The sequence below is a fragment of the Cellvibrio sp. KY-YJ-3 genome (assembly GCF_008806955.1).
Classification (GTDB): Bacteria; Pseudomonadota; Gammaproteobacteria; order Pseudomonadales; family Cellvibrionaceae; genus Cellvibrio.
Map to the genome: position 1 here is coordinate 1,792,253 of NZ_CP031727.1, position 12,704 is coordinate 1,804,956.

General features: G+C 51.7%; 7 protein-coding genes. 2 read left to right on the forward strand and 5 right to left on the reverse strand.

Annotation, left to right across the window (positions count from 1 at the left end; all coding sequences use genetic code 11):
- Positions 1-32 precede the first annotated feature (32 nt).
- The 3 genes from D0B88_RS07600 to D0B88_RS07610 all read right to left on the reverse strand — a co-directional run bounded on the left by D0B88_RS07600 (position 33) and on the right by D0B88_RS07610 (position 4,302).
- Positions 33-1,139, reverse strand: coding sequence for an outer membrane beta-barrel protein (locus tag D0B88_RS07600; RefSeq protein ID WP_151056275.1), 1,107 nt, complete (start codon positions 1,137-1,139; stop codon positions 33-35).
- Positions 1,140-1,215: 76 nt separating this feature from the next.
- Complete coding sequence (locus D0B88_RS07605; protein WP_225318582.1) at positions 1,216-3,507, reverse strand: Ig-like domain-containing protein; 2,292 nt, start codon at positions 3,505-3,507, stop codon at positions 1,216-1,218.
- Between the two features lie 315 nt (positions 3,508-3,822).
- A complete protein-coding gene (locus D0B88_RS07610) occupies positions 3,823-4,302 on the reverse strand; it encodes a heme-degrading domain-containing protein (RefSeq protein WP_151059328.1) in 480 nt (159 codons plus the stop codon).
- 217 nt (positions 4,303-4,519) lie between these two features.
- On the opposite strand from D0B88_RS07610, the gene D0B88_RS07615 reads away from it, so the two are divergent.
- Both D0B88_RS07615 and D0B88_RS07620 read left to right on the forward strand, forming a co-directional pair.
- Positions 4,520-5,671 (forward strand): AraC family transcriptional regulator, encoded by a 1,152-nt coding sequence (locus tag D0B88_RS07615; protein WP_151056277.1) that lies wholly within the window; start codon positions 4,520-4,522, stop codon positions 5,669-5,671.
- Positions 5,672-6,302: 631 nt separating this feature from the next.
- A complete protein-coding gene (locus tag D0B88_RS07620; protein ID WP_151056279.1) occupies positions 6,303-8,285 on the forward strand; it encodes an LTA synthase family protein in 1,983 nt (660 codons plus the stop codon).
- Here D0B88_RS07620 and D0B88_RS07625 read toward each other — a convergent pair whose 3' ends face one another.
- Both D0B88_RS07625 and D0B88_RS07630 read right to left on the reverse strand, forming a co-directional pair.
- Positions 8,286-9,476, reverse strand: coding sequence for an efflux RND transporter periplasmic adaptor subunit (locus D0B88_RS07625; protein ID WP_151056281.1), 1,191 nt, complete (start codon positions 9,474-9,476; stop codon positions 8,286-8,288).
- Positions 9,469-12,687, reverse strand: a complete 3,219-nt coding sequence (locus tag D0B88_RS07630) for an efflux RND transporter permease subunit (RefSeq protein WP_151056283.1) — start codon at positions 12,685-12,687, stop codon at positions 9,469-9,471. The genes D0B88_RS07625 and D0B88_RS07630 overlap by 8 nt, the downstream gene beginning before the upstream one ends.
- Positions 12,688-12,704 lie beyond the last annotated feature (17 nt).

Sequence of the window (12,704 nt, forward strand, 5' to 3'; positions counted from 1 at the left end):
TTAACAAGCAACGCGGTTACGGAGTGGCGCGGTTACTGATTTACTTCGCGCACAATTGTCATTTTTTCAATTTCTACGCGACGGTTGGGGCTTAAGCAGCGAATTAAATCTGCTTTGCCTTGATCGTCACACATCACCACCGGATCTGCTTCACCGCGGCCTTCTGCGCGCAGGCGGCTTGATTCTATGCCTTTGCTCATCAGGTAATTTTTTACGGCGATGGCGCGGCGTTCGGATAATTTCTGGTTGTAATCATCGGAGCCCAAACGGTCGGTGTAGCCGACGATAACAATTTCATCGGGCGAGCCATCACCTTTTAATGCGCTGGCGATTTCATCGAGTTTGGTTTGCGGTTGACGTACGGCAGAGCTGTCGAAGGTAAATAATTCGTTGGCCGACAAGGTGTATTTTTCGGTACGCGGTGGAGGCGGCGGTGGTGCAACCGGTGCGGGCGCAGGTTGTGGTGGTTGTACCACGGCGACCGGCGCTGATGTTGCGCCGAAGCGATACAGCAATCCAACCGATACCATATCAATATCGCCTTTGTTGCCGACGGCGTCGTTAATACGATAGCGTTCAGTTTCTACGCGCATCGCCAGTGCATCGGTAAAGGCGTATTGCACACCGGCACCGAGTTTTAAATTGGTATCGCGTTCTTCCGCGCGTGGGCTGAGCACATTGACTGCGCCTGTTCCACTAAAGCGATCTTTGGCTTCGGCGTAGTTAACACCGACGCGACCAAAGGCTGAAAACTTTTCACTGAAGGGAATAAAACCCAACAGATCCAGATTAAAACCTCGGAGTTTCATCTCGCCGTCCAGGGTGCCCGCAGGCATGGTGGTGGCGCGATAACTGAATTCACCCAAGTCGAAATAACCGGCTTCCAACGCGAAGTTCCGATTGAATTGATAACCACTAAACAGCTTGTAGCCGGTATCGCGGTCGTCGCTATCAATCATGATTTCGGAGAAGCCGCCGTCTAACAAATTTTCGGTGATGCGATCATTGTCGATGTCAGCGTTGGACTGGCCGATATTGCCGCCCAAGTACCAACCCGCATCGTCTGCATTAACAACAGAGCTGGTGGCAGCTGCAAGTGCCATCAGACCAAACATCCCTGACGCTTTAATAAATTTCATAGGTTATTCCTCAGCAATTTTATGACTCCAGTCGCGTCGGCAGTGCAGGGCACGGGCCGACGTCGATGACTGGTGATTATGGGGTGGGTACGTTAATGACGGTGTTAACCATGGTCACGGCGGCGTTGAGGGAAATTACCCGGCCGTTGATGGTGACTACCGCCACATTGCCGTCGGTAGAAATCTCCGCACCAGCCTGTGAAATAACGGTACCTACCATGGTTCCACCGCCTGCGGCGTTAATGGTCGCTGCGGTGCCCACTTGCCAGAACACGTTCTTCGCTTGCGCGCCGTTAACCAGCAGGATGCTCTGCGGTGCGGCGGCGCCAGGGCCACCGACTCTGAGGGTGCTTGCCATCTGGAATACCCAGGTCGCGTTGGTATCACCTTGGGCGTCGAGCGTTAAGTCACCGCCTTCCACCATAAATGAACCCGCAGCAGCGGTATAAACACCTGGCACTAACACGAGGTTGGCGAGGTTACCCGCACCTTGGTCCGGGCCACCCGGTTGGGCAACAAGGGCGTTATAGGCGATGAGTGCATCGGCGCGCGCTTCGGCGGCGATTGCTGCGGTGTCGGCAGTGCCTTCCGTTGGGCAGGCAACTGTAGGTGATGGTGGTGAGGTGTAGATTTTGCCGTTAACCGTACCGACGTTCAGCGGTGTTTCGGTGTAGATACAACCCACGCCGTTATCGTGAAAACCGGTTACGGCAGTGGACACGGCAGTGGTGCCGATATCGCCATTAATGATGGTCAGAATGCCCTGATTGGTCGTACCCGCTGAGCCGCCGAAAGTACCAAAGGTGGCTACTGAGCCGAGCGGGATCAATACCGGTGGCGTGGTGGAGCAATCCATCGCGGTGAAGTCCCAGCTGTAGTCGGTCGTCATGGCATTGGCGGGAATGGCTGAATCCTTCACGCCGTTTGCACCACCTTTCAGTGTGGCGGTGTAAGTAACACCGGGGACAAGGTCATTGAGTGGATCAAAACTGGCAATGCGACCGGTTGCCGCATCAAGCACTACGGCAGCGGCTATTACTGGTGTCGCGGCAGTCGTTGCTTCAACAATAGTAAAGGTCGATGAGTTAACGCTAATGGGGTTCATACGCACGCCGGATGGCACCATAAAGGTGGCATTAATTGATGCGTCCGGGCAGACATTCCCTGCATTATCGGCAGGAATAGTCGTGGTGACGGAGATATTGCCACCGGCAGTTGCCTCGGCTCTGGTGGTGAACATCCACACATAATCGCTCGCGGCCGGTAAGGCGGCTTGATTGCCTGCCAGCGCATTTTCGGCGATGTCAGTTGCCGCGCTGGTGATTCGCGCGGTGTAAGTGGTGTCTGCCATGAGTGCGGCGGTTGGCGTAAACAACAGGGTTTGGGTGCCCACCGCGTAACTCACATTGCCCGCAGGGTTCACACACGGTGCTGCACAGGTAAGGCTAAAGCTGGTGGCCGAAAGGCTAGCGGGCGCCATGTTTTCGGAGAACACCGCACTCACCGCCATATTGGTCGGCACACCGGTGGTTGGGCCCGGTGAGGTAGTGGCTGGCACAGTAAAGGTTACACGCGGACGGGTCGTGTCAGCCGTGTTGCCGGTAGTAAAGGTCCATACAAACGGGGCGACCAAGGCCGCACCGGTCACCAAGCTGCGAACATCGCTCACGGTGGCGGTATAGGCCGTCATCGGCTCAAGCTGGGTTCCCGGGGTAAGCGTAAAGGTTGCAACGCGATTGGTTGGATCGCGGGTCACCGAACCGGTTGGGCTGGTGCAAGGCGCGGCGCAGGTGAGGGTAAAACTCGCCGGGTCCGTGATAGGTGCGATTGTTTCGTTAAAGTCGGCACTGACAATAGTGTTGTTAAGCGATACCCCTGTGCTGTTCACACCGGGTGCCACCGCCGTAACGGTAACGGCAGTCGACGCCGCACCAGTGGTGAAATTCCAGGTGTAAGGGCTGGGCAGTGTAAGACCTGTCGCCAGGCTTTTAGCGCCGGTGATGGTCACAGTGTATTGGGTCATGGCCATTAAATCGCTGGCGGGCGTGAAGGTGGCGATACGGTTAGTGCTATCCACACTCACTGTGCCTTCCGGATTGGTACAGGGCGACAGACAAGTCACCGCGACACTCGCGCCATTGCCGACAACCGTTACCGCTTCGTTAAACGTAGCGCTAATCATCGGGTCGTAAACGAGTACGTTGCTGGCATCTCTGGCGGGCGTTATGTTGGTGACCGAGGGAGCCAGTGCCGCATCGGCGCTGGAGCCCAGTACGTCATCTTTACCGCCGCAAGCGGTCATCAGGGTAATAGCGCATACCGGGATGATCCATTTAAGTCGCGAAGAGTAGTTGTGTAATTTATTCATGGTTGGCCGTCCTGGTTATGATTTTGATGCTGAACCGAATCGCGCGCGCTTATACAAAACACTCGCGCAGAAATTGTTGGTGGATCAATGGCGCGTAAGAAAACAAAAAGCCTGCGGGCTAAAAAATTAGCCGCGCAGCAATTGAAGGGAATGCTACAGAAGGAGGGGGTTTATCTCTGTTCGCCTGCGCACTTAGCGTGGGACTGGCGTTGGATAGTTTATTGGCAGGCTTATCGGCACTTTTGCCTTGTGTGTGCTTGGGGCAAATGCCTTGTTGTGCGCTGGGGGCAAACGCCCGGGTAAATAATCACTGGTTTATTTTTCTTGCGCCTGCACCGCGATAATTTTGCGCAGGGCATCGATTACCATTTGATGATCCACTTCTTGCGCCAAGCCCGACACAGTGACTGCGCCAATCAAGCCGCTATTTTTAATGCGCAGTGGAAAAGAACCACCGTGTGCGCAATATTGTTTTGGGTCCAAATGGGGGATGGTTTCAAAGTCGCGATTTTTGGCGGCATTGTATTGGCCGGTGTAATAAGAGCTGTGACTAAAACGCATCACCGATTGGCGTTTGCGGTTGATCCAGTCTTGATTATCTTTATTGGTGCCGGGCATGAAATAGCTAAATAACACCTGCTCAAAGGCATAAATTTCTATCGCGATGGGCGCGGCATGTTGGTCGGCAGCACTTTTAATTAAAGTGCCCAATTCCCACGCCGTTTGGTTATTGAAATAACGCAGTTGCAGTTCGTCTTCCTGGGCTAATAATGTTTTTAAAATGTCGTTGTTCATTGTCAATGCTTCGTTGGCTGTTGGGTGCCCGGTATTTTGGCGGGGCAGGGCCGGGCTTTCAAGCGGCGATTGCTTGACTGCTATGTGCGCCTTAATTTCACTGGTGCTATTGTGCGCCGCGCAGTACTCTTGAGTGTGCGTGGTGTTAGACGCCTTGCGCTGGGTGTTTTTGAATAATAAATTGTCGCCCCTTTGACTAGCCAATGATCCCCCTACCATGCTGGAATTTTATAAAAAAGCGCTGTTGGGTTTAGCCTGTTTGCTGGTACTCAGCGTGCTTGTTGGATACCTGTGTGTGCAGCGCACGTTTTTGCATCTGTCACTTTTGCCTGCACAGCAGAGTGAGTTGCCCTGGGCGACTGAAACCGGAGGCGACGCTTATTGGGGCGGGCTTTCATCGGTAAAGATTAACGATGCCAACTACAGCCTCGATGTGGATATGAAAGTGTCCAACAAGGTTGACCACCCCTTTGCGTCGGTATCACTGCGCTTTAGCGATGCGCAGGGCAAGCCGCGGTTAGTTGATTTATCCTCGTTTCAAACCATTTCCTTTAGTGCCAAATGCGCACCGGCCAATGTCTTGTCCTTTAGTTTGAGTGCGGTGGATGAAAAGGTAACCGATCCAAACGACCCGCTAAGTTATCGCTCGCCCTCGGCGTTTTTTTCCTGCGATGAAAATTGGAGTCAGGTCGAGCTGGATTTGACCCGGCTGGAAACGGCGCAGTGGTGGCTGGAGCGGTTTCATCTCAAATTGTCGATGAAGGAGTACCAGCTCAATCAGGTGGCCCGCTTGATATTTGGTAGCAGCCCGCAAAGCCCGGCAGAGGTGAATGCGCGCATCCAACTGAATGAAATCAGTTTGCATGGTCGCGATTGGTATTATCTGTACCTGTTCGGGGTGTTTATGCTGTTGGCCTGGGGTGGCTGTGGCGCGTGGTTTTTTCGCCAGCACACCCGTGCCCTGATTGCCGAGTTGCGCCATCGCCAGCAAAAAGACCGGCCTCTGGTGGCCTACCAACAGCTTTCAGTAGAGCCGCAGCGCGATAAGGATACCGATGCAATTTTGCGTTTTCTGGCAACCGAATACGCCAATGCCGAGTTGAGCCTGGATGTGATGGTGAACCGCATTGGGGTGAGCCGCACCAAAATTAACGACATCCTCAAGGCGGAGTTGGGTTATACCTTTACCGGTTATTTAAACAAATTGCGCCTCACCGAAGCGGCGCGTCTGCTCGCGGAGAAAGAGGAGGTGAATATCGCCGAGATTGCTTATCTGGTGGGTTATAACAACGTATCCTATTTCAATAAGTTGTTTAAAGAAGAATACGGTTGCACACCCAAGACCTTCAAGAGTCTGTGCAATAAGTAATCATTTCTGTCTGTCCGCTAGCTAATTTGTCAGCTAAAACTTCAATAAAAACGAAAAAAACTTCAACTTTTGACAATTTGAAGGCTTTTTCGGAAAAGCGTTACTGATATCTCCTTGTTTTTAATAGGCTTGTTTACACGCGCAGACACCTTGGTCGGCAGTGACCATCGGCTGTGAACCCCCTACTAAAAATAAGCATCGAGATATAGGTCATGAGAGTAATAAACGTGTTCGCCATGTTGGCAAGGATGTCACCGTCGTCTGCCTGTGGCAGCGGCTCATCCTCAGCGCCCCCAACCTCCAGTATCAATACCCTTGCCTTCTCAGTCGCCTTGTCTTTTGCCCAACCCAGATCGGTTGCGCTGAGTTCCAGCCTTGCCTGTTCATTAGTGGTTGCGCAGTAGCCACCACCGGCGCTCATACCGCGTAAGTGCGGTAACTTTTTAGCCCTCTTTGCCAGTGTCCATTTCGTGCGTGGACACTGGCTTTTTTATTTATCTCCCCTCCGTTTTGTTCTCCCTAGTCTTCGCGCCCTGTTCAGGGGGCAATTTTAAGTTTGTCTTAAGTTTACTTGGCTAAATTCGCTCGGATCAGTTGTGTCAAAACGAGTTTGCATAAGTAGATGAATAAGATGAATAAAAAGCATTGGCTGTCGTTTGGGGGTGTTACTGGCCCCTATGTGTATCTGTTCCGTATGGCTTTCCTTGGATTGGTTCTGCTCAGCGTGAGCCGCATGCTGTTAGCCTTGTGGCAAAGCGAGCGGGTAATGGCGACTGGCCTGCTAGCTGACATTCTGCTTCAAGGTATACGTGCCGATATTATTTTGCTTTCCCTCTGGTGTGTTCCCGCCGTGCTGTTGCTGCCGTTCTTATCCTATTGGCGCCGGCTGTGGTTTCCGTTCACTTTTTATTGGGCCTGGCTCGGGCTGGCGCTGATAGTGTTTATCGAGTTGGCCACACCGGCGTTTTTATTGCAGTTTGATGCGCGCCCCAATCGTTTATTTATTGAATATCTCCGCTACCCCAAAGAAGTTTTTTTAACCTTATTATTTGGTTTTACTACGGCATTTATTGCGGGCACCTCGCTAACGGTTTTGCTCGGTGCGCTGCTGTATAAAGTATTGCGTGTGCGTGAATCCCACGTAGCGCTTTGGTCGCTGCGTAAAAATATAGTTGTGTGGCCATTGGTGGTGCTGGCGTTATTGATGGGGGTGCGTTCCACCACCGATCATCGCCCGGCAAACCCGGCTTTTTTTGCGATTACGGGCGATGCCATGGTGAATTCGCTGGTGATTAATTCCGGCTATTCGGTGCTCTATGCCATTTACAATATGAAGCACGAAGCGCGCTCCAGTGAAATGTATGGCAAGTTATCAACTGCCGACATGTTGTCGCGCAGTTTGGATTGGCCCTGGTTAAAAAATTATGAATTTACCGACAAACAATATCCGACCTTTCATTACCAGCGCGCGTTAAATTCACCTGCCAAATCACTCAATGTGGTCATTGTGTTGCAGGAGAGCATGGGCGCAACCTTTGTGGGGGCGCTCGGCGGTGTGGGGGTGACTCCCGAGTTGGATAAATTGGCCGATGAAGGTATTTGGTTTGAGCGGCTTTATGCCACCGGCACCCGTTCGGTGCGCGGCATAGAAGCAGTAGTGGCAGGTTATCCGCCCACACCCGCGCAGAGTGTGGTGAAACTTTCCAAAAGCCAGCGCAATTTCACCACGCTTGCATCGGTGCTGAAAGCCGCCGGTTATACCACGCAATTCATTTATGGCGGTGAAGCGCACTTCGATAATATGCGCAGCTTTTTTACTGGCAATGGTTTTAGTCAGATTGTGGATCTACACCAAATTAATGATCCGGTGTTTGTGGGTAGCTGGGGTGCCAGCGATGAAGATTTATTCACTACCGCCCATCAACAATTAACCCGTCTACATCAAGCCGGGCAACCATTTTTCTCGCTGATTTTTACCTCCAGCAATCACGAACCGTTTGAATTTCCCGACGGTCGAATCGCCTTGCACGAAGAGCCCAAGGCTGTGGTGAATAATGCGGTGAAGTATGCCGACTGGGCCATGGGGCAATTTTTTTCCAAGGCCAAACAAAGTGAATACTGGCAAGACACAGTATTCCTTATTGTTGCGGATCACGATAACCGGGTGTACGGCAATAATTTAATTCCGGTGGAAAAATTTCATATTCCCGGATTAATTTTGGGGGGCAGTGTTAAGCCAAAACGTATTAGCGAACTGGCGAGTCAAATCGATTTGGCGCCCACGCTGTTATCGCTTATGGGCGTATCCAGTTGTCACACCATGACGGGGCGGGATTTTATTGCCGACCCCAACAGCCCCGGTCGCGCACTCCTGCAGTTTGACGATTATTTTGCGTTAATGGAGCCAGAAAAAATCACCTTGTTAAAACCGGATTCCAGTGCCGTCATCGCCCAGTACAACGAAACAAACGAGACACTAACGCTGCTGCGCCCCGCGCAAGTGGAAGAACAATGCAAAGCGCTGGCGCAGGTGCAATTGCCTTCCTATTTATACCGCGAACAAAAATATGGACAGGGTCAGCGCTGTGCCCCCATGGCGGCTAAGGCGGATTAATTATTTCACATTGACTACGCGCACCTCATCGCCACTGCGAATGGCATCTGGCGGTGTAGTAATAATACGATCTGTTGCGCTAATGCCCGCCAGTATTTCAACAACAGTGCCTTCATCGCGGCCAATTTTTATCGGCTTGAGGCTCACTCTATTGTTATCGTCGATAGTGGCAACAGAGGGTTGTTGGTCGCGATATAAAATGGCACTGCCGGGTACACGAATTTGTTGTTTGTTAGCGGCGAGCTTGAAGCTGACTTGAGTGTAGGCACCGGGCATTAATTCGCCCCGGTCATTGTTCGCTTGCAGTTCGACGAGTACGGAACCAGAGGTAATATCCACCGCGCGAGCGCTGCGGGTGACCGCGGCGGAGAAAGTTTTGTCGCTGTGTTCAGGCAGTGATAATTCTGCGCCTTGACCGGCTTGCATTTGGGTGGCGTAGCTTTGTGGTACTCGCACAAAAATGCGCATGACGCTGGTATCGGAAATGGTAAATAGCGGTTGTGCATTTGAATTTCCAGCCACCACCAACTCGCCGATTTGTGCAGAGCGGCTGGTGACTTGTCCATCAAATGGCGCGGTGAGTTTGGTGAAGGCTTGTAACGATTCCAAACGATCTACATTGGCGCGCGCAGCTGCTGTCGCGGCTTTTTTTGCTTCTGCATCGCGTACGCGTTGCTCTAACATTTCACGCGAAATTGCTCCGCTATCAAGTTTCATTAATTGATTGGCGCGATCTGCCATGCTCTGTGCGTTGTTTTGTTCGGCAATTGCTGTGGAGTAATTAGCTTTGGCCTGCGCTAATTGATGTAACAATTCCGGTGCGTCCAATATCGCAAGCACTTGCCCCTTTTTTACCGCATCACCAATATCCACTAACCATTCTTTGATGTAGCCATTGGTTTGCGCATAAATGGATGCGCTATTGAGAGGCTCCACATTGCCGGGCAGTACCAGGCTGGTAGTTTCATTACTGGTTGCGGCCGCAATTACCGATACACTCGGCACTGCCGACTGCGCAGCCACTTGCGAAAGTTCTACCGTGGCATTGCTGCGCTGCCAAATCCCCAGGCTTGCCAGCACAATCGCAACGGCACCAATAACTATGCTGAGCTTAATGAGTTTGCGGCGAAATTCAGTCGGATTCACCGGCGGGATTTGAGGGTGATGTTGTTGGGATGAATGGTTAGACATTGTTTGGCATTAGCTCCGAATGAGTTGCGATGTTTTTAGCGTGATGGCGATGCGCCCAACTAAATAGTGCAGGAACAAAAAATAATGTAGCGATAGTGGCGGTAATTAAACCGCCGATAACAGCGCGACCCAGCGGTGCATTTTGTTCCGCGCCTTCACCTATACCCAGTGCCATAGGAATCATGCCAATAATCATTGCCAGCGCGGTCATAACCACCGGGCGTAAGCGCACGTAACCTGCTTCCAGTGCCGCCTGTAAAGCATCGCCGGTTTCAGCGAGCCGTTCGCGGGCAAAGCTCACTAATAAAATCGAATTGGCGGTGGCCACACCCATACACATAATTGCGCCGGTTAATGCGGGTACCGAGAGTGGCGTGAAAGATATAAATAACATCCACACAATACCGGCGAGTGCGGCAGGCAATGCGGAAATAATAATGAACGGATCTTTCCAGCTTTGAAAATTCACCACGATTAAAAAATAAATCAATGCAATAGCGCCGAGCAAACCATAACCCAAACCGCTAAACGCAACATTCATGGTTTGGTATTGCCCGCGCAGTGTTACCTGCGTGCCTGCTGGGCGCTCTTTATCCAATTCGGCGATAACCGCATTGATGTCGTCGGCAACGGAGCCTAAATCGCGCCCTTGTGTGGTGGCAAAAATATTAATCATTGATTGCATGTTGTATTGCGATACCACGGGCAAGGTGGTCGAGCGGGTAATGCGTGCGAGGCCACCCAGACTTTGTGAGCTGCTATCGCTGTTGGTGGTACTGGAAATTGGCACGTTTTCCAAATCGCTCATGTCGGCCATTAAATATTCTGGCACCTGCGCAACTACCGGGTAAGAAACACCGTTCGCTGGATTGATATAAAACACCGGCGCGGTTTGTTGGGTGCCTGCCAGTGATGCACCAAGGCTGTTGGTGACATCGCGCGCGGTAATGCCGTATTGACCGATGCGCGAGCGGTCGATATCGATATTTAATTGCGGCGTGCTTTCCGGCTGTTGGATGCGCGCATCGGCAATGCCGGGAATCCGGTTGATGCGGCGCAATAACCTCTCGGCAAATTCGCGATTAGCCGCCGCATTGCGCCCGTTGATTTGTATATCCAATGGCGATGGTGAACCAAAATTTAAAATCTGGCTGGTGATGTCGGCGGGTAAAAATGAAAAAGTGGTTGCCGGGAAGCGCGCGGGTAGCTCCTGGCGTAGCCGTTCTATATGTTTAGCGGCGCGGAATCCGGGTTTAAGGCTGATCATGATGTCGCCATCTTGAGCGCTGATAGTACCGGAGGTGTTGTAAATCATATTCAGCATACTCACCGGCATGCCAATGTTGTTGATAATGGAATCCAATTCGTTGGCCGGAATTAATTCGCGCAGTGCGCGGCCAATAAGCTCAAAACGCGCAGCACTTTCCTCTACTTTAATACCGGCGGGCAGGCGGACATGCAGCAACATACTGCTGGAGTCTACTGCCGGGAAAAAATTGCGGCCTAAAAATGGCACCAATACAAAAGAGATAAGTACCAGCCCCATAAAACCGGCAACAAAAAGTTTGCGCGTGGCGAGTACACCGGCGAGGGCGCGAGTGTAGCTGGTGCGCATTTTTTCAAAGCCCTGCTCAAATTTTTTCTGGAAGCGAATAAACGGTGCGAAGAATTGTTGGCTAAAACTCGCCTGGTTTTTGCGAATGGGTGTTTCATCCGGTGTTGCAACCGAATGTGGTTTTAATAAATACATCGCCATAGTGAGTACGACGGTGCGCGATAACAGGAAGGACGCCACCATCGCAAACACCACCGACAGCGCCATAGGCACAAACAGGTAACCGGAAATTCCGGGCAGGAAAAACATCGGCACAAATGCAATACAAATACACAGCAGTGCCACAAATACCGGAATTAAAATTTCAGCAGCGCCATCCATAATCGCTTGGGTAACGCTTTTGCCTTCACCCAAATGCCGCTCGATATTTTCAATGGTGACTGTGGCTTCATCCACCAAAATACCAATTGCAATGGCGAGGCCGCCAAGGGTCATGGCATTCAGGGTTTGCCCAAATGCATTGAGTACCGCGATCGCGGCAAGAATAGAAAGTGGAATAGAAGCTGCCACAATTAGGGTCGCGCGCCAGGAGCCAAGGAACAATAAAATCAACAGCGAAATCAAGGCGGCAACCAGTAGCGCTTCATGTACCACGGTCATCATGGCTGCACGCACAAAAATAGATTGGTCGGCAATGGGAATTGCTTTGAGCGAGTTAGCGAGGCCGTCGGTAATGCGCGGTAAAGCTTCTTTCACGCTCTCGACTACCGAGAGCGTGGAGACGGTACCATTTTTTAAAATGGTTAATAACACTGAGCGAGTGCCATCCACATGCACAATATTTTGTTGCGGGCTGCTGCCGTCGCGCACAGTGGCAAGGTCGCGTAGATAAATTGTCGCGCCATTGACAACTTTTACCGGGATATCACTTAACGCCTGAATGGAATCCGGCGCGTTATTGAGTTTGACGTTGTATTGTTGACTGCCCATTTTGATAAAACCAGCGGGGCTGATTTGGTTTTGTGCAGCAATGGCGGCGCTCACATCGGCGGCGGATAAACCAAAAGATTGTAGCGCAATCGGGTTGATATCAATCTGGATTTGCCGCTGTTTTCCGCCTGAGGGCAAGGGCATGGCCACACCGGGCAGGGTGAGTAATTGCGGGCGAATTTGCGTCATACCCAAATCATTTAATTGTTGCTCGGTGAGCCCTTCGCCCGAGAGTGCAACTTGCAGCACCGGCACGGTGGACGCATCGTAATTCACGATAAACGGTGGCGTAATACCCGGCGGCATAGTGCGCAACATGGTTTGCGATACCGCCGTGACTTGCGCGGTGGCAGTGCGAATATCCACATTGGGATGAAAGAAAATACGCACGATTCCCATGCCAGTCATCGATTGGCTTTCGATATGTTCAATATCGGCAACCGTGGTATTTAGCGCACGTTGATAGGGGGAAATTATGCGGTTGGAAATATCCTCGGGTGCCAACCCGTTATAAGTCCAGGCAACCGCAATCACCGGAATGCGGATCGCAGGAAAAATATCCACCGGCATACGCAGCGCGGCGAGAGTGCCGAAACCTGCAATCAATATCGCCAGCACAATAAACGTCAGTGGCTTTTGCAAGGTGATACGAATCAGGCTTTTCAATGATGCCTCCCCGGTTG